Annotated in this window: 16 protein-coding genes; 11 read left to right on the top strand and 5 right to left on the bottom strand. The window is 73.7% G+C overall.

Going from position 1 to position 17,091, the window contains the following annotated elements; all coding sequences use genetic code 11:
* The first annotated feature begins 2 nt into the window (after positions 1-2).
* The 5 genes from ACFQ8C_RS15090 (at position 3) to ACFQ8C_RS15070 (ending at position 6,218) form a co-directional block, all read left to right on the top strand.
* The gene (locus ACFQ8C_RS15090) at positions 3-1,022 is read left to right on the top strand and encodes an endonuclease/exonuclease/phosphatase family protein (protein WP_383456739.1); all 1,020 of its coding nucleotides are present in this window, start codon (positions 3-5) and stop codon (positions 1,020-1,022) included.
* A gap of 17 nt (positions 1,023-1,039) precedes the next feature.
* Positions 1,040-1,276: a DUF2630 family protein gene (locus tag ACFQ8C_RS15085; protein WP_383456737.1), complete on the top strand. Its 237-nt coding sequence runs from the start codon at positions 1,040-1,042 to the stop codon at positions 1,274-1,276.
* Between the two features lie 113 nt (positions 1,277-1,389).
* Complete coding sequence (locus ACFQ8C_RS15080) at positions 1,390-3,360, top strand: FUSC family protein (protein WP_383456734.1); 1,971 nt, start codon at positions 1,390-1,392, stop codon at positions 3,358-3,360.
* A gap of 272 nt (positions 3,361-3,632) precedes the next feature.
* Positions 3,633-5,105, top strand: coding sequence for an APC family permease (locus ACFQ8C_RS15075; protein WP_383456733.1), 1,473 nt, complete (start codon positions 3,633-3,635; stop codon positions 5,103-5,105).
* A 123-nt stretch (positions 5,106-5,228) separates the two neighbouring features.
* Complete coding sequence (locus tag ACFQ8C_RS15070; protein WP_383456732.1) at positions 5,229-6,218, top strand: hypothetical protein; 990 nt, start codon at positions 5,229-5,231, stop codon at positions 6,216-6,218.
* A 37-nt stretch (positions 6,219-6,255) separates the two neighbouring features.
* Here the strand turns inward: ACFQ8C_RS15070 and ACFQ8C_RS15065 are convergent, their stop codons facing one another.
* Entirely contained in the window at positions 6,256-8,316 is a 2,061-nt protein-coding gene (locus tag ACFQ8C_RS15065) for a PhoX family protein (protein WP_383456729.1), read from the bottom strand.
* A 238-nt stretch (positions 8,317-8,554) separates the two neighbouring features.
* Here ACFQ8C_RS15065 and ACFQ8C_RS15060 point away from each other — a divergent pair, with 238 nt between their 5' ends.
* The gene (locus ACFQ8C_RS15060) at positions 8,555-10,279 is read left to right on the top strand and encodes a VWA domain-containing protein (protein ID WP_383456728.1); all 1,725 of its coding nucleotides are present in this window, start codon (positions 8,555-8,557) and stop codon (positions 10,277-10,279) included.
* A gap of 66 nt (positions 10,280-10,345) precedes the next feature.
* Entirely contained in the window at positions 10,346-11,953 is a 1,608-nt protein-coding gene (gene metG / locus ACFQ8C_RS15055) for a methionine--tRNA ligase (protein WP_383456726.1), read from the top strand.
* Positions 11,954-12,013: 60 nt separating this feature from the next.
* On the opposite strand, the gene ACFQ8C_RS15050 is transcribed toward metG, so the two are convergent.
* Positions 12,014-12,352, bottom strand: a complete 339-nt coding sequence (locus ACFQ8C_RS15050; RefSeq protein ID WP_383456723.1) for a DoxX family protein — start codon at positions 12,350-12,352, stop codon at positions 12,014-12,016.
* A gap of 134 nt (positions 12,353-12,486) precedes the next feature.
* Here ACFQ8C_RS15050 and ACFQ8C_RS15045 point away from each other — a divergent pair, with 134 nt between their 5' ends.
* Positions 12,487-13,254: a triphosphoribosyl-dephospho-CoA synthase gene (locus ACFQ8C_RS15045; RefSeq protein ID WP_383456842.1), complete on the top strand. Its 768-nt coding sequence runs from the start codon at positions 12,487-12,489 to the stop codon at positions 13,252-13,254.
* Between the two features lie 43 nt (positions 13,255-13,297).
* Positions 13,298-13,801: a hypothetical protein gene (locus ACFQ8C_RS15040; protein ID WP_383456720.1), complete on the top strand. Its 504-nt coding sequence runs from the start codon at positions 13,298-13,300 to the stop codon at positions 13,799-13,801.
* A gap of 4 nt (positions 13,802-13,805) precedes the next feature.
* On the opposite strand, the gene ACFQ8C_RS15035 is transcribed toward ACFQ8C_RS15040, so the two are convergent.
* From ACFQ8C_RS15035 to ACFQ8C_RS15025, 3 genes are read right to left on the bottom strand one after another with little or no spacing between them, the layout of a single operon-like run.
* A complete protein-coding gene (locus tag ACFQ8C_RS15035; protein ID WP_383456717.1) occupies positions 13,806-14,726 on the bottom strand; it encodes an intradiol ring-cleavage dioxygenase in 921 nt (306 codons plus the stop codon).
* Between the two features lie 27 nt (positions 14,727-14,753).
* Entirely contained in the window at positions 14,754-14,981 is a 228-nt protein-coding gene (locus ACFQ8C_RS15030; RefSeq protein ID WP_383456714.1) for a DUF397 domain-containing protein, read from the bottom strand.
* Entirely contained in the window at positions 14,978-15,820 is an 843-nt protein-coding gene (locus tag ACFQ8C_RS15025; RefSeq protein ID WP_383456712.1) for a helix-turn-helix domain-containing protein, read from the bottom strand. The genes ACFQ8C_RS15030 and ACFQ8C_RS15025 overlap by 4 nt, the downstream gene beginning before the upstream one ends.
* Before the next feature lie 154 nt (positions 15,821-15,974).
* Here ACFQ8C_RS15025 and ACFQ8C_RS15020 point away from each other — a divergent pair, with 154 nt between their 5' ends.
* Together ACFQ8C_RS15020 and ACFQ8C_RS15015 are read left to right on the top strand one after the other, a co-directional pair.
* Positions 15,975-16,400, top strand: a complete 426-nt coding sequence (locus ACFQ8C_RS15020; protein ID WP_383456709.1) for an ATP-binding protein — start codon at positions 15,975-15,977, stop codon at positions 16,398-16,400.
* A gap of 138 nt (positions 16,401-16,538) precedes the next feature.
* Positions 16,539-17,054, top strand: a complete 516-nt coding sequence (locus tag ACFQ8C_RS15015) for a GNAT family N-acetyltransferase (protein WP_383456707.1) — start codon at positions 16,539-16,541, stop codon at positions 17,052-17,054.
* Positions 17,055-17,091: the final 37 nt, after the last annotated feature.

Raw genomic sequence — 17,091 nt, 5'->3', positions numbered from 1 at the left:
GGGTGGACCGAGCCCTCGCAACCGAACACCCCACGGCGGCCGTCATCCGGCCCCCCGCCCCGCTGCGGCCCAGAGCCCGCACCCGTGCGGCCGCCTGGGCCGGCGGACTGCTCCTGGTCGTCCCGGCCGTCGTCGCCGGCTGCAAGGCGCTCGGCACGGACGGCGTCACCCCCGTCCCCCAGCTGCTCTCCTTCCTCCCCTGGCTGACCGTCCCCGCCGGGCTCGGTTTCCTGCTGGCGGCGGTCGCCCGGCGCCGGGGCCTGGCGTTCCTCGCGGTGCTCGTCCTCCTGGGCACGGCGTGGACGTCGCTGCCCCCGATGCTCGTCGTCTCCTACGGCACCCCCCTCGCGCGGATCCGCGTGATCGCCGCGAACGTCGAGTTCGGACAGGCCACCGGCTCCCTCGTCGACCTCGCCCGCCGGGAGCGACCGCAGCTCCTGTACGTCTCCGAGTGCGACCCCGGCTGCGGGCGGGCCCTCGCCGCCGCGCTGTCGAAGCAGCTGCCGCACCGGGTCTCCGTGGACGCGGAGGGCTCGTCCGGCTCGGTCGTCCTCAGCGCCTACCCGCTGCGCGACCGGTCCGTCGTGCCGGCCGCCATGGGGATGCCGGGCGCGACGGCGGAGATCGCGGGGCGGTCGGTACGGCTCCAGCTCGCCCACCCCCTGCCGCCGCTGCCCGGCCAGGTCGCACGCTGGCGTACCGAGCTCGCCCGGCTGCGGGAGGCGGTCGCGGCCCGGCCCGCCGGCGAGCCCCTGATCCTGGCCGGCGACTTCAACGCCTCCCAGGACCACGCCGCCTACCGCTCCTTCCTCACCACCCTCGCCCTCCTCGACGCGGCCCGCGTCACCGGCGCCTCCCGCACGCCGACCTGGCCGGCGGAGGGCCCGCTGCCGCCGTACGTCCAGATCGACCACGTGCTCACGTCATCCGTCCTCACCCCCGTCGCCACCCGCTTCCTCCCGATCCCCGGCAGCGACCACCGGGCCGTCCTCGCCGACCTCGACCTGCACGACGGCCGCTGATCGGCGACGCTGGGAGCATGGACAACGAGCAGATCCTCGACGACATCGGAGCGCTCGTGGAGGAGGAGCGCGCACTGCGCAGGCGCACCGGCGGGCTCCTCCCCGAGGAGCTCGAACGCCTCGCGGCCCTCGAAGTCCGCCTCGACCAGTGCTGGGACCTGCTCCGCCAGCGGCGCGCCAAGTCCGAGTTCGGCGAGGACCCGGACACGGCCGCCCTCCGCCCCGCCACGGAAGTGGAGTCCTACCGCAACTGACCCCCGGGGGCCGGTCCCCGTTCCGTTCACACGAGGGGTCGCCGGTCGCGGGCGCGGCCCGGGTACGAGGTGGGTGCGAGGTGGGCCGTGGGGGCGCGCGTAAGTTGGGGGGCATGGAATCCGGACGGTCGGGCGAGGGGCGGATGGCACCGCCCGCGTGGCTGACCGCGGGCCTGCGCCCCGCACCCGCCCCCGTCCCCTGGGCCGCCGCCGCCCGCGCCGCCCTCGCCCTCTCCCTCCCCCTCGCCGCCGGACTCGCCCTGGACCGCCCCGTGGAGGGCGCCCTCGTCTCGATGGGCGCGCTCTCCGGCGTCATCGGGGACACCGCCGACGCCTACCGGATGCGCGTCTTCAACATCGCCGTCCCCCAGCTCTTCGGCGCCCTCGGCGTCACGCTCGGCGCCCTCGTCTTCGGCCACGGCTGGCTCGCGGTGGCGACGCTGACCCTGGTCGCGCTCGTCTCCGGGATGATCTCCTCGATCGGCGCGGTCGCCTCCGCCTCCGGTCTCCTGCTGCTCCTCAACGCCGTCGTCGGCGCCGGCCTGCCCATGCCGGCGCCGTGGTGGAAGGCGCCGGTGCTGCTGACCCTCGGCGGTCTCGTCGTCCTCGCGCTCACGCTCCTCGGCTGGCCGCTGCGCCGCGCCGCCCCGGAGCGGGCCGCGGTGGCCGCCACGTACCGGACGGTCGCCGAGCTGTACGAGGCGGCGGGCTCGGCGGCGTACGAGGAGAAGCGGCACGCGGTGACCGCCTCGCTCAACCAGTCGTACGACCTGATCCTGGCCCGCCGTACCCGCCAGCACGGCCGCACCTCCTCCCTGGCCCGGCTCCTCGCCCAGCTCAACGTGCTGATCCCGCTCCTGGAGGCGGCCCCCGCCGCCGACCTCCGCGCGCGCCTGTACGGCCCGTTGCCACCGGCCGTCGCCGCGACCGTCCGCGAGCTCGCCGACGCCGTGGAGAGCGGCCGCACCGACCGCACCGAACCGGCCCTCCCCCCTTCCACCCGCCCCGCCGAGAAGGCCGTCGAGCACGCCCTCCGGCACGCCGTCACCGTCGTCCACGAGGCCGAACCCGACCTCCACAACGTCGACGACCGGCTCGGCCGGCCCGCCTCCCTCACCGTCCGCGCCCGCCGCGCCGCCCGCACGATGCTGCTCTCCGAGCCCTCGTGGCGGTACGGGCTCCGCCTGGCGCTCTGCATCGGCCTCGCGCAGGCCCTCGTCTCGCTGATCGCGGTCCCGCGCTCGTACTGGGTGGCGCTCACCGTCACCTTCGTGATGAAGCCCGACTTCGGCTCGGTCTTCTCCCGCGCGGTGCTGCGCGCCGTCGGCACCTGCCTGGGCCTGGTCTCCGCCGCGCTGGTCCTCGCCGAGGTGCCGCGGGGCTGGTGGGACGTGCCGGTGATGGCGGTGCTCGCCGCGCTCATCCCGGTCTTCTCGGCGAAGGGATACGCCTTCCAGACGGCGGCCGTCACCCCCGTCATCCTGCTGCTCTCCGACGCCCTCAACCAGCAGGGCTTCGACCTCGTCCTGCCCCGCCTGTACGACTCCCTCATCGGCTGCTGCATCGCGCTCGTCGCCGGCTACCTCCTCTGGCCCGAGTCTTGGCACAGCCGCATCGGCGACCGGCTCGCCGACGCGGTCGCGGACTCGGCCGCGTACGTGGACCGCGCCTTCCGGCCCGACGCCGACGCCGACTCCGGCCGGCTGCGGGCCCGCCGGAAGCTGTACCGGGACCTGTCGGCGGTCCGCTCCGAGTTCCAGCGGGCCCTCACCGAGCCGCCGCCGACCGGCACCCGCGCCGCCGCCTGGTGGCCGCTCGCGATCGCCGTCGAGAGGATCGTGGACGCCACCACCGCCGCCCGCATCCGCGTCGCGCACGGCGCCCCGCCGCCGGACCCGGCGGAGGTGACCGAGGTGGCGCGCGAGCTGCGCGAACTCGCCGACGGGCTGCGGGCCAGCGAGACCCTCGTCGCGGTCCGCACCGAGCTGCCCGGAGACGAGGACGGCGTCCTCGCGCCGCTCCGCCAGGAGGTCCGCGCGGCCCGCGCCATCGCCGGCCCCGAACTGCCCCCGGACGGGCCCTGAACCCTCCGCCGGGGGCGCGTCGGAGGACTTACCGGCGGTCACGGAACCGAACCTTCCTGCCACCGTTACCGGATTCCACCCGGGCGACTACGATGCGCTCGACCGCCCCGACGCGATCAGCCCCCGCACCCCTGCCGTACCCCTGCCCGCGCCCGCACGGGGCCCGCCAACCGGCCCGCCCGACGGGCCACTTCACCCTGCCCCTCCGCTGCCCCGCCCCCTCCGTCGTCCGGACCCCCCACTCCCGCTCCCAGGACTCCGAGGACACCGCCATGCGCACGACCACGAGCAGAGGACTCCAGCCCAACGTCCTCGGCACCTTCGACACCATCGTGATGGCCGTCGCCGGCAGCGCCCCCGCCTACTCGCTCGCCGCCACCACCGCCGTCCTCTTCGGCGCGGTCGGACTCGCGGGGCCGGCCGCGCTCCTCTACTGCGCGATACCGATGTTCGGCATCGTCCTGGCCTACGCCCGCCTCGGCCGGATCGACGTCAACGCGGGCGCCGGCTACTCCTGGGTGGGCCGCACCCTCCACCCCTTCCTCGGCTTCCTCTCCGGCTGGGCCCTGGTCTTCGCCGCCACCGTCTTCATGGTGGCGGGCTCGCTGCCGGCCGGCTCGCTCACCCTCGCCCTCGTCGACCGGGACCTCGCCGCCTCCACCCCGCTGGCGGCGGCCGTCGGCGCCTGCTGGTTCCTGCTGATGCTCGGGATCGTCCTGGGCGGCACCCGGCTCACCGTCCGCGCCCAACTCCTCATGTCGGGCGTCGAGATGGCCATCCTGCTCGCCTTCGTCCTCGCGGCGGTGGCGCACCGGGGCCGGGCGGTCGCCTTCGACTGGTCGTGGTTCGGCCTCGGACACTTCCACGGCCCGGAGGGCTTCGCGGCGGGCGCGCTGATCGCCGCCTTCTACTACTGGGGCTGGGACGTCACCAGCAACCTCAGCGAGGAGACCCGGAACAGCCGGCGGACGGCCGGACTCGCCGCGCTCGTCGGCGTCGGTTTCGTCTTCCTCCTCTTCGTGGCGTTCACGGTCGCGGTGAACGTGCTGCTGCCCGCCGACCGGATCCTGGCCGCGGGGCCCAACGTGCTCGCCGTCCTCGGCGAGGAGATCTGGCCCGGCGTCGGCGGGAAACTCCTGGTCATCGCCGTGATCCTCTCCACGGTCGCGACCCTGGAGACCACCCTGCTCCAGGTGACCCGCTCGCTCTTCGCGATGGGCCGCGACCGGACCCTGCCGGCCTCCCTCGGTCTCGTCCACCCCCGCTGGAACACGCCCTGGGTCGCGATCGCCGCCGTCGGCGCCGCCGCCCTCGCCCTCTTCGCGGCCGCGGCCGCCGCCGGGTCCGTCCAGCGGATCCTGCGGGACGCGGTCTCCGCGATCGGCCTCCAGATCGCCTTCTACTACGGCCTGGCCGGCATCGCCGCCGTCGTCGCGTACAAGTCCCTGCTGCTGCGGTCGGTGAAGAACCTGCTGCTCGGCGGGGTGTGGCCGCTGCTCGGCTCGGCGTTCATGCTCTGGGCCTTCGTCGAGTCGCTCGGCGAGCTGTCCACCACCGCGCTCACCATCGGCCTCGGCGGCCTCGCCGTCGGCCTCGTGCCGATGACGGTGTACTGGCGCAAGGGCAGCGACTACTACCGCCCCGCCCGGCTGGACGCGGACCTCGCGCTCGCCGCCGCCGGCGAGGCCGCCCCCGCCTCGGCCGGCACCCGCCTGCGGGACAAGAGCTACGCCACGGACTTCTGACGCCCCCCACGGGCCCGACACCGACACGGACCCCGACACGGGCCACGACCCCGACACCAACACCAACACCGACACCGACACCGACACCGACACTCGACCGAAGCACGACCGAAGGAGGTCACCATGGGCGTACGCCGACGCGCCCTCAGGCGGTCCCGCGGGGAGCGGTTCACGCCCGACTTCGACCCGGACTTCGGTGACCGCGCGCTGACGGAGGCCCGCCACGACATCGTCATCGGCCGCTGGCAGGGCGTACGCGACCTGCTCGCCGCCACCGGCGACGACTGGGCCCGCCGCACCCACCGCGTCCGGCTGCTCTCGCACGCCGCCGCCGGCAGCTCCACCGTCGAGACCTGGCGGGCCGCCGAGCCGCGCAGCGCGGACGCGGCGGTGCTGCGCGCGGCGACCGAGGTGGTCCGGGTCTTCGACGCGGCCATCGCCGCCGGCCGGGGCGCCACGGTCGACCGGGCGAGGATCGACGCGGCGGTCGACGCCTGCCGGGGCGCCGCGGACGCGGCGCCCGCCGACCCGATGCCGTGGGTGTCGCTGCTGTCGGTGGCGCGGCTGTACGAGGGTGGCGTACCGCGCCGCGAACTCCGTTACTGGTTCGACGAGTTGCGCCGCCGCGACCCGTACAACACCGAGGGGCACGTACAGGTGCTGCGCTACCTCTCGGCCCGCTGGCACGGCACCCACGGCTCGATGTACGACTTCGCGCGGGACGCGGCCGGGGTCGCCCCGCCCGGCTCGGCCCTCCCGGTCCTGGTGCAGGTGGCGCGGGTCGAGGAGTACCGCTACATCGCGGACGGGGCGCTGGGGCGCGGCCCGGTGCGCGGCTTCGACCAGCACTGGAAGCACGAGCTGGCGGTGACCGAGCTGCGGCGCACCTACGACCGCTGGATCGGTGGCCGGGACCGCTCGTGGCCGATCGCCCCGGAGGAGGTCGGCGACCTCAACTTCCTCGCCCACGCCGCGTGTTACGCGGGCCAGGTGGAGCTGGCGCGGGAGCTGATGGGCCTGCTCGGCGCACGGGCGGCGTGGGTCCCGTGGGCGTACACGGGCGACCCGGAGGAGCAGTTCGTCCGCTTCCGGGAGGGCCTGGGGGTCGCGTGACCGCCCCCGGACCCTCCCGGTCGCGGAACCGTCGGCCTCAGACGCCGATGTCGCGGCCGTCGTTGCGCCAGACGGCGACCACGGACGGCCGGACGATCCTGCCGGGCCCGTCGGGCCAGACGGAGGCCGGGTTCTCGACGGAGGCGCCGTCCAGCTCGCCCGGGTGCTGCACGGCGACCAGGACACGGCGGTCCTGGATGATCGGGCCGCAGGTCTCGGCACCCCGGGGGACGGTGAGGAACTGCTTCAGCTCACCGCGGCGCTCGCCGTGCACGGCGACGCCGAAGAGGCCGTCGTGCGAGCCGAGCTGGTTGCCGTCGGTGGAGATCCACAGGTTGCCGTGCGGGTCGAAGGCCACGTTGTCCGGGCAGGAGATCGGGGAGACCTTCTCCTTCGGGTAGCCCGCGAAGTAGGTCGCCGGGTCGTCCGGGTCGCCGGCGACGAGGAAGAGACGCCAGGCGAAGCCGTCGGAGGACGGGTCGTCCCAGTGCTCGGCGAGCTCCAGGATCTGCCCGTGCTTGTTGAGGTTGCGCGGGTTGGCCTCGTCGGCACCGGGGTTGGTGCCCTTGCCGCGGTTGGTGTTGTTGGTCAGGGCGACGTAGACGCGGCCGGTACGCGGCGAGGGCTCGACGTCCTCGGGGCGGTCCATCTTCGTCGCGCCGACCTTGTCGCCGGCGAGGCGCGTGAAGACGAAGACCTCCTCGGCGGTCATGCCGGGCACGTGCGAGACGGCGCCCTCAGGACCGGCGGTGGCCAGCGGGATCCAGCTGCCGGAACCGTCGAACTCACCGTCGTTCGGGAGCTTCCCGGTGCCGTCGATCTCGGCGGCCGGGGAGTCGCCGGTGATCCGGGCGACGTAGAGCGTGCCCTCGTCGAGCAGGGTGAGGTTGTGGGCGCGGGCCTTCCGCGACTCGCCCTTCATCATCCGCTTCGACGAGACGAACTTGTAGAAGTAGTCGAAGCGCTCGTCGTCGCCCATGTAGACGACCGGGCGCCCGTCGGCGGTGAGGCGCGGCTGGGCGGCCTCGTGCTTGAAGCGGCCGAGCGCGGTGCGCTTGCGGGGCGTGGAGTCCGGGTCGTACGGGTCGAGCTCGACGACCCAGCCGAAGCGGTGGACCTCGTTCGGCTCCTGCGCGAGGTCGAAGCGCCGGTCGAACCGCTCCCACTTGCGCTCGGAGGCGCCGGTGCCGACGCCGTACCGCTTGTCCGTGGCGGACGAGCCGTTGGCGAAGTACTGGTTGAAGTTCTCCTCGCCGTGGAGGGTGGTGCCCCACGGAGTGGTGCCGCCGGCGCAGTTGTTGAGCGTGCCGAGGACGGTGTGGCCGGCGGGGTCGGCGGAGGTCCGCACGAGCGCGGAGCCGGCGGCGGGCCCGGTCAGCTCGAACGCGCTGGTGGTGTGGAGACGGCGGTTCAGGTAGTGCCGGGAGACGGGGGCGAGCCTGCCCGTACGGAACTCCTCCTGCACCACGACGACGGAGAGGCCGTGCGCGGCCCAGGCGATCTCGACCTGCTCACGGGTCGGGTTCGCGGCGTCGTACCCGCGGAACATCAGGACCTCGTCGGTGTACTCGTGGTTGGCGACGAGCACCTGGCGCCCGCGCTCGCCGCGCAGCGGCAGCAGGGAGAGGAAGTCGTTGTTGTACCCGAACTGCCCGGCCTGCGCCTTGGCGGTCTGGTTCTCGGAGTCGAAGGCGGGCGCGCCGCGGAGGATCGGCTCGCCCCACCGGATGACGACGTTCTGCCCGTAACCGGACGGAACGGTCACCTGGTCGGCGGTGTTGGGCGCGACCGGCGAGAACCGGAGCCCCCGGGCGCCGTCGGCCCGGGGAGCGGGCTTGTGCCCGGAGTGCGCCTCGGCGGCGGGCGCCCCGCCGAGCACCAGCGATCCCCCGGCGGCGGAGGCGACGGTCACGACGGCGGCCGCGCGGAGCGCGGAACGGCGGGACAGCACGCCGGCTATGACGTCGCCGACGTACTCGTTGTCGCTGGTGTTCGGCACCTCCTGGAAGCAGGCGTCACCGCACCGGAATCGGCAGGTAAGAGCGGAACGTCCGCTTCCGTGGGGGTGGGAGCCGATCATCGGCAGCAGCTTGCGCACGTGGTCCTCCTCCGGCGCAGCAGTGCGCCGACATGGTGTCGGGAATCCCGTTCGGCCGTGACGGTATGTGTGCACATCTGCACGCGGGCGGCGGCGGAATGAACGCCGGATGAATGGGAGACAACCGTGACCGACGGGGTCCCGGGAACCGGAGGACGTGGCCGCTAACCTTACGTGTCCGCCCTGGCCAGGGGTGAAGGACGCATACCGCATCCAACTCATGCGAAAGGGTTCGCCCATGGGTATTCGGAGCTTGCTGCGCAAGGTTTTCGGCCGCGACCGCGAAGATCCCGCGACCCCTTCCGTCCCTCCCCAGTCCCGCGAGTCCGAACCGGAGCCGACTCCGGTCCCCACCGCGGAGACCCCCACCACCCCGGAGCCCGCCCCCGAGACGGCGGCCCGCAAGGCCGCCGACGACCTGGTGGCCGCCGCCTTCGACAACCCCCAGATCCCCAAGGCGCGCACGTCCGCCACGGACACCCCCGCCCCGGAAACGGAGCCCGAGCCCGCCCCGGCAGCCGAGGCGAAGCCGGAGCCTGCGGCCGAGGCTGAGGCGAAGGCAGAGCCTGAGGCCGAGCCCGAGCCCGAGGCGAAGGCTGAGCCTGAGGCGGAAGCGAAGGCCGAGCCCGAGGCCGAGCCCGAGACCGAGGCGGCACCGGAAGCGGAGGCCGCCCAGGCCGACGCGGAGCCCGCCACGGAGACCGAGACCGCTGCCGAGCCGGTCACGGCGACCACCGACGTCGACGCCGAAGGCGAAGCCGACGTCGAGCCGGTCACGGCAACCGCCGAGGCGGAGACCACCGACACCACGGCCGAGGCGGAGACCACCGCGCTCGCCGAGGCCGAGGTCGAGGTCGAGACGGCCCCGGCGGAGGAGCCGCAGGCGAACGCCGAGGCAGCGCCCGAGGTCGAGGCCGAGACGGCCCCGGCGGCCGACGCGGAGGGGACGCCCGAGGCCGAGGCCATCACGGACGCCGAGCCCGCGGCCGCCACGGACGCCGAGCCCGAGGCCGTCGCCGACACCGAGCCCGAGGCCGTCGCCGACACCGAGCCCGAGGCGGAGGCCGCTCCGGCCGACGCCGAGCCGGAGGCCTCGGTCGACGCGGAGCCCGCCGCGGACACCGAGACCGCCGCCGAGCCCGCCCCGGCGGTCGCCGACGCCGAGACCGAGCCGGTCGCGGCACCCGCCGAGGACGCGGAGGACGCCGAGACCACGCCGGAGGCGGAGGCCGCCCCGGCCGACGACGACGCCGAGCTCGCCACCGCTCGGGCGGCAGCCGAGACGGAGCCCGGTACCGACACCGGCACCGACGCCGCCCCGCAGGGCCTCGTCGCGTCCGCGCCCGGGGTCGTGGAGGCGTACGACGCGGCCGGGGAAGTGCTGCGCGAGCAGGGGCTCGCGGGGGCCCGGGCCCAGGTGTACCTCGTCGTCGACCGGTCCGGGTCGATGCGCGGGTACTTCAAGGACGGGTCCGTGCAGCGGCTCGCCGAGCAGGCCGTCGCGCTGGCCGCGCACCTGGACGAGGACGCGACGGTCACGACCGTGTTCTTCTCGACCGACGTCGACGGGGTCGTCGACCTGACCCCCGCCGACCTCACCCCCACCCGCGTGGAGGAGATCAACGCCGGCCTCGGCCGCCTCGGCCGGACGAACTACCACCGTGCCGTCGAGGAGGTCCTGGCCCACCACGAGAAGGCCGACCCGGCCCGCCCCGCGCTGGTGATCTTCCAGACGGACGGCGCCCCCGAGTCCCGTACCGCCGCGAACCAGGCCCTGGCGGAGGCCGCCGGCCGCCCCGTGCACTGGCGCTTCACGGCCTGGGGCGAGGAGGACGGCAAGGCCTTCGACTACCTGCGGAAGCTCACCGCCGACCGTACGGCCGCGCACTTCGCGGGCCCCGCGCCGGCCGAGACCCCGCACGCGGAGTTCTACCGCGGCGTCGTCACCGGTCTCAGTCTCTGAACCATCGGTTCCGCCCCCTGCTTATCGATGTGAGTGGATCTTCGTACGCCCGTTAGGATTTCGACCATGGCGGCCACTGGATCCGAGAAGCAGGGGGCGAAGGCGTTCTACGTCACGACCCCCATCTACTACGTCAACGACGCTCCTCACCTGGGCCACGCCTACACGACCGTCGCAGGCGACGTGCTCACGCGCTGGCACCGTCAGCGCGGCGAGAAGGTGTGGTTCCTCACCGGCACGGACGAGCACGGTCAGAAGATCATGCGCACGGCCGAGGCGAACGACGTCACGCCCCAGGCCTGGTGCGACAAGCTCGTCGAGGAGGCCTGGAAGCCCCTCTGGGAGCACCTGAACATCGCGAACGACGACTTCATCCGCACCACCCAGAAGCGTCACACCGACCGCGTCCAGGAGTTCGTGCAGGACCTGTACGACAAGGGCGAGATCTACAAGGGCGGCTACGAGGGCCCGTACTGCGTCGGCTGTGAGGAGTTCAAGCTCCCGGGCGATCTCATCGAGGCGGAGGACGGCAGCAAGCTCTGCCCCGTCCACAAGAAGCCGGTGGAGATCCTCAAGGAGGAGAACTACTTCTTCAAGCTGAGCGAGTACGGCCCGAAGCTGCTCGACTTCTACGAGGCGAACCCGGGCTTCATCCAGCCGGAGTCCGCCCGCAACGAGGTCCTGAACTTCGTCAAGCAGGGCCTGGACGACCTCTCCATCTCGCGCTCGACCTTCGACTGGGGCATCCCGGTGCCGTGGGACAGCGAGCACGTGATCTACGTGTGGATCGACGCGCTGCTCAACTACGCGACGGCCGTCGGCTACAACGAGAACCCGGAGAAGTTCGACGAGACCTTCCCGGCGAACGTCCACCTCATCGGCAAGGACATCCTCCGCTTCCACGCGGTGATCTGGCCGGCGATGCTGATGGCGCAGGGCCTCCCCGTCCCGGGTAGGGTCGCGGCCAACGGCTGGCTGATGGTCGGCGGCGAGAAGATGTCGAAGTCGAACCTGACCGGCATCAAGCCGCAGGACCTGACCTCGCACTTCGGCGTGGACGCCTACCGCTGGTACTTCCTCCGCGCCATCGCCTTCGGCCAGGACGGCTCGTTCTCGTGGGAGGACTTCTCCGCCCGCTACACCTCCGAGCTGGCCAACGACTACGGCAACCTCGCCTCCCGCGTGGCGGCGATGGTCGGCAAGTACTTCGGCGGCGAGCTGCCGGCCTCGACGGCCGACGGCGACGCCGAGAAGGCGATCCAGGAGGGCCTGGCGAAGGCGGTCGCGACGGCCGACGCCAAGATCGGCGACGAGCTGGACTTCCAGGCCGGCATCCTGGCGGTCTTCGACTTCGTGAAGCAGGTCAACGGCTACATCACGGAGCAGGAGCCGTGGAAGGTCGCGAAGGACGAGTCGGAGGAGGGCCGGGCCCGCCTGGCGACGATCCTCTACACGGCCGCCGAGTCCCTCCGCGCGGTCGCGGTCCTGCTGAACCCGATCATGCCGGAGACCTCCCAGGCCCTCTGGGACTCGCTCGGCGCCGAGGCGTCCCTCGGTGCCCTGGCGGCCCAGCCGGTCCAGGACGCGGCGGCGTGGGGCAAGCTCCCCGCCGGCGCGACGGTGACGAAGGGCGCGGTCCTCTTCCCGCGCCTGGAGGAGCCGAAGAAGGACTGACGTCCGCACGTACGCCGCCGAAGGCCGCCGTCCCGCCCGGGACGGCGGCCTTCGCCGTCCTCAGACCAGGGCGAGCACGGCCGCGGCCGGCGCCATGTACATCAGGGGGAAGGCCACGTGCCCGTACGCCTTCGCCCGTACGACGGTGATCACCGCACCCGCGAAGTACAGCACCAGGCCGACGGCCGCGAGGGTCCCGATCACGGGCACCCGGAAGCCTGCGACGAGCCCCGCCGCTCCGGCCAGCTTCAGCACCCCGAGACCGTTCCACCACGAGCGCGGGACCCCGTACTCGGCGAGCGGCCCGACGACGAACTTCGCCCGGAACAGCACCGAGGCGCCCGAGAACCCCGCCATGAACGCGGCGACGGCGGTGACGACAGTGGCGGTGGTGGACATCGGGACTCCTCGGGCTGCGGGCCCCGGAAGGGGCCGTACACCGGAGTGACGGAGCCGGCGACCGGCATGTGACAGCCTCCGCACAGAAAGTTCCGGGGCGGCTCCCAGGACCGCCGCCTACGGTGCCCGGCATGCTGACGATCCGGGCGGACGAGGAACAGGGGCGGCGGGCCGTGGCGGCCCTGCTCGCCCTGGTGGGACAGGCCGGCGGGGACGCGGCCGATCCGGCGGCCGCGCGGTGGTCGGCCCGGGCGCTGGAGCCGGGGTTCACGGCGATGGCGGCGGCGGCCCGGCGGACCGGGGAGCCGTCGCGGGCGCTGCGGGCGGAGCTGGGGGCGATCGGCCGGGCCGCGGAGCGGACCATGGCGCGCGCGGACGGCGGGGCCTCGCTGCACCACGGGGCGGTGTGGCCGCTGGGCCTGCTGGTGGCGGGCACGGCCCTGGCACCGGGCGGGGGCCCGGAGGAGGCGGCCCGCCTCGCCGGGCAGCTGGCCCGGCATCCGGATCCGGGCGCGCCGCGCCGCCCCTCCCCCGGCTCGGCGATGTCCCAGCGGTACGGCGCGGCCGGCGCGAAGGGCGAGGCGCGGGCCGGTTTCCCCCACGTCCGGATGGCCCTGAGGGCCCTTGCGAAGGCACGTGCCGACGGGGCGCGGGAACCCGAGGCCCGGCTGACGGCGCTCCTCACCGTCATGGCCTCGCTCCGCGACACCGGCCCCCTCCACACGGCGGGCCCCGCGGGCCTGCGGGAGGTGCAGGACGGGGCGCTGGCGGTCCTGGCGGGCACGCTCGCCCCCGCCGTGCTGGACGCCCGGCTGAGGGCGCGGGGCCTTCGCCCGCGGGGCAGTGGGCACGTGCTGGCGGCCGCGCTGTTCCTGGAGGACTCCGACTCGTCTTTCATGTAAACAAGAGTTCCCAAGCCCGGGTCTCGTAAACTACAGTTGTCACATGACGTTCTCGGAGCAGCTTCCCGCGGAAGACCTGACCGGCCTCGAATCGGCGCTCTACGAGGCCCTGAACCCCCTGGCCGCCGCCCTCCGCGCCCGCACGACCGGGCAGCCGGAGAAGCACCTGTGGCACGGCGAGCCGGTGGACATCGCGCTCTCCGTCCTGGCCGCCTGGAAGGTGGTGGACCAGGAGGTCAAGCGCCTCACCGCCGTCGCCGCCGGCACGGCGGGCTCGTACGGAGCGAGCTACGAACAGCTCGGCGCCGTCTGGGGCATCACCCGCCAGGGCGCGCGCAAGAAGTGGCCGGACGCCGTGAGCCGCCCGGCGGCCGGCGCCACCGCCCTCTCCCTCTTCGGCGGCCGCGCCGAGCTGACCCCGTCGGACGGCGCCTGGACCTGGACGGCCACCGCCGCCGACGGCACGAGAGCCGACGAAGCCGCCGCCCCCACGAAGGAGGAGGCGGCGGCCCTCGCGGGCGCGTTCCTGAAGGAGCACGCCCGCTGACGACTCAGCCGTCGGTCCCGGTATGGGTGGCGTCGGGGTCGACCCCCATCGTGAGCGTCGCGACGACCCCGCCCGCGATCCGCCCCTTCTTCTTGTACCTGAGCGTCAGCAGCCCGCCCTCGGCGCCGTTCCCCGGGTAGATGGTGTCCTGGTCGAGCGTGGTCCGCTCGGTCGTGCTCGTCGAGTACGGCGCCACCTCGGCCGAGGCCAGGACGGCCTCCTCGTCGAAGAACAGCTGCCCGGTGTGGCAGCTGTTCCCGCCCTCGTACCCGGAGGAGGTCATCGCCCCGCCCACGTGCACCTTGGTGTGGATGTGCACGCACCGCCCCCGGTACCAGCCGGGGAAGACCGTCGTGAACTCGACGACCCCGTTGGCACCGGTCAGCTGCGTCCCGCGCAGATAGCGCGTGTCGTCGGTCGGCTCCTCGTGCCCGCCGCCCCCGCCGCCGGGTCCGCCGGTCGGCGGAGTGCCGGTGGGCAGGTCGGTGGGCGGCGCCCCCGTCGGCGGCTCGCCGCTCGGAGGCGTACCCCCGCCCCCGGGTCCGCCACCGGCGCTGAGGCTCTCGTACCCGGAGTAGATCCCCAGGGCGTCGCAGTGCCAGATGTCGACGGCCACGCCCTTCAGCGGCTTGCAGCTCTCCGCGTCGATCACCTTGAGCCGGACGGTGAGGGGAATCCCCTCCTTGCCCTCGGTGATGTCCTTCCGGATCTTGTCCGCGTCGATGTAGTACGGGCCTTCGGTCGTCTCGGAGGTGAGCCGGTAACAGCCCTCGGCGGCAGCGGCGGCACCGCTGTCCCCCGTCCCCCCGGCCGAGGCGGTGGTGACCACCCCGGCGCCGATCCCCGCCGCGACCACGGCTCCGCCGCCCACGACGAGCACCCGCCGCCTCGACACGTCCCGCCTGTGCTTCTGGTCTTCGCTCATGGGCGAGGACCCTAGGAACCCGCCCTGTCAGGAACGTGGGTCCAGACTGTGCGTACCTGTGAATCCCACGAACCCGACCCACGCCTCCGGCGAGAGGACGAGCGAGGGCAGACCGATGTCCTTGGAGTCCCGGACGTGGACGACGGAGCGGGTGGTGGCGACCTCGACGCAGGTATCGCCGTCGGGCCCGCCGCTGTAGCTGCTCTTGAACCACGTCAGTTCGGAGGCGTCCCCGCAGGAGGACTTGAGGATCATGTTTCTCCCAACAGTTTTTCCATCAGGGCCAGCGACTCCTCAGGCGGCAGAGCCTTCGCCCGGATGGTGCCATAGCGCAGCTCAAGGATGCGCAGCTGCTTGAGCTCGGACACCGGGCGCCCGGTGAAGGCGCCGTCGGAGCGGCCGACGGCGGTGCCGTCCTCGAACTTGAGCAACTCGATGCGGCCGCCCAGGCCGGGATGCGGACCGCTGACCATCGGCATCACCTGAAGCGTGACGTTGTTCAACCGCCCCACCTCCAGAAGCCGTTCGAACTGCCGCCTCCGCTCCATTGTGCCCCCAACCCTCCGGCACAGCGTCGACTCCTCCAGCACGAAGCCGAGCGCGGGCGCCGGCAGCCGGTCGAAGACGGACTGCCGCGCCATGCGTGCGGCTACGCGGCGCTCCAGGTCGTCCGGCGAATAGGCCGGCAGCCACGATTCCAGCAGCGCCCGCGCGTACTCGGGCGTCTGAAGCAGGCCCGGGATGTAACTGCACTCGTACACCCCGATCTCCACCGCCCTGGCCTCCAGCTTCGCCAGCTCGCGGACCTTCTTCGGGTAGCGGACCTTCGCCACGTCGTCCTTCATCGCCGACAACAACCCGTCGGCCCGCAGGACCTCGTCCGCCTTGTCCAGGTACTCGGCGCGCGGGATCCGCTTCCCGCCCTCGATCTTGTAGACGAGGTCCTCGCCGTAGCCGAGCGCCTCCCCGAACTCGGCTCCGCTCATGCCCACCGCCTCGCGCCGCAAGCGCAGTTGGCGGCCCACCGTGGCGACGACGGCGACGCCCCACTCGTCGTCCGGATCGACGTCCCAACCGCTCTCCTCAGCCGCCATCCCGCACCCCTCCGCATGTCCTGTGTGGCCGCACTCCCCTACCCGCCACGGGGTCCCCGACAGACCGGACAGCAGTGGACAAGCCCCGGACAGTCACCCTACGTATCGGCGGAGTGACTGTTCACGGTAGCCGTGCGCGACCACGCTCGGTGACGTGAACGAAGAGAACGGGATGCCTCAACTCCCGAACCCCAACCACCAGTTCGACATCCGGCTCTCCCCGACCCCGCGCGGAGCGCGCCTCGCCCGGCTCCTCGCCGTCGAGTGGCTGCGGCCCCGGCGGGACATCCCGTACGCCGTCACCGAGGCGGCCGAGCGGATCGTCGCCGAGCTGACGACGAACGCGGCGACGCACGGCCGGGTCGCCGGCCGGGACTTCCGTCTCGCCCTGGTCGCCCACCCGGGGCTGCTGCGGATCGAGGTCAGTGACACGCGCGGGGACGAGCTGCCCGAACCCCGCGCGGGGCGGGGGCTGTCGCTGGTCGAGGAGCTTGCCGACCGCTGGGGCGTCGCGCCCGGTCCCGTACCCCGCAAGACGGTGTGGGCGGAGCTCGACCACCCGGGCGGACGACTGCCCTGACCTGCACCGCTCGACGGCCCCCGGCCCCGGGTCCCGGCCGGGGAACTCCTCCGGCACCAGCCCCGCGAGCGCACCGGCGACCGGCTGGAAGGATGGCGGTCGTCCGGCGCCCGTGCCGGAACGGACGAGGGTGGGCGCGTGGGAGTCGAGAGCGGACGGGAAGACGTCGTCGTCGAGGTGATCGGTACCGGGCGGCTGGAGCTGGTGCCGTTGGAGGTCGGGCACGCCGAGGAGATGGCGGGGGTGCTGGGGGATCCGGCGCTGCACGCGTTCGTCGGGGGCGCGCCGGAGAGCCCCGAGGAGGTGCGGGCCCGGTACGTGCGCTGGGCGGCCGGGGCGCCGGAGCCGGGGACCACCTGGTGCAACTGGGTCCTGCGGGAGCGGGACGGGGGACGGCTCGTCGGGACCGTGCAGGCGACCGTCGCGGACGGCGCGGCCGAGGTGGCCTGGGTCGTGGGGACCGCCTGGCAGGGGCGCGGGTACGCCCGGGAGGCGGCGCGGGGGCTCGTCGGGTGGCTGCGGCCCCGGATCCGTACCGTCGTCGCGCACGTGCACCCCGACCACGCCGCCTCCGCCGCCGTCGCCCGCGCCGCCGGGCTCGTACCGACGGACGTGGTGGAGGACGGGGAGGTGCGCTGGGAGTCCCCGGCGTGAACGGGGAGGGGCCCGGGATCCGCGAACAGCGGATCCC

This window comes from Streptomyces sp. NPDC056503 (genome assembly GCF_042794995.1).
GTDB lineage: Bacteria > Actinomycetota > Actinomycetes > Streptomycetales > Streptomycetaceae > Streptomyces.
Note: the sequence above shows the minus strand (reverse complement) of the source record. Positions and strands in the feature narration are given on the sequence as shown.

What these genes read in the sequence shown, in the direction of transcription:
- ACFQ8C_RS15085 (WP_383456737.1), top strand. Translation starts at nt 1,040, where the DNA reads ATGGACAACGAGCAGATCCTCGACGACATCGGAGCGCTCGTGGAGGAG.
- ACFQ8C_RS15080 (WP_383456734.1), top strand. Translation starts at nt 1,390, where the DNA reads ATGGAATCCGGACGGTCGGGCGAGGGGCGGATGGCACCGCCCGCGTGG.
- ACFQ8C_RS15075 (WP_383456733.1), top strand. Translation starts at nt 3,633, where the DNA reads ATGCGCACGACCACGAGCAGAGGACTCCAGCCCAACGTCCTCGGCACC.
- ACFQ8C_RS15070 (WP_383456732.1), top strand. Translation starts at nt 5,229, where the DNA reads ATGGGCGTACGCCGACGCGCCCTCAGGCGGTCCCGCGGGGAGCGGTTC.
- ACFQ8C_RS15060 (WP_383456728.1), top strand. Translation starts at nt 8,555, where the DNA reads ATGGGTATTCGGAGCTTGCTGCGCAAGGTTTTCGGCCGCGACCGCGAA.
- metG (WP_383456726.1), top strand. Translation starts at nt 10,346, where the DNA reads ATGGCGGCCACTGGATCCGAGAAGCAGGGGGCGAAGGCGTTCTACGTC.
- ACFQ8C_RS15050 (WP_383456723.1), bottom strand. Translation starts at nt 12,352, where the DNA reads ATGTCCACCACCGCCACTGTCGTCACCGCCGTCGCCGCGTTCATGGCG.
- ACFQ8C_RS15040 (WP_383456720.1), top strand. Translation starts at nt 13,298, where the DNA reads ATGACGTTCTCGGAGCAGCTTCCCGCGGAAGACCTGACCGGCCTCGAA.
- ACFQ8C_RS15035 (WP_383456717.1), bottom strand. Translation starts at nt 14,726, where the DNA reads ATGAGCGAAGACCAGAAGCACAGGCGGGACGTGTCGAGGCGGCGGGTG.
- ACFQ8C_RS15030 (WP_383456714.1), bottom strand. Translation starts at nt 14,981, where the DNA reads ATGATCCTCAAGTCCTCCTGCGGGGACGCCTCCGAACTGACGTGGTTC.
- ACFQ8C_RS15025 (WP_383456712.1), bottom strand. Translation starts at nt 15,820, where the DNA reads ATGGCGGCTGAGGAGAGCGGTTGGGACGTCGATCCGGACGACGAGTGG.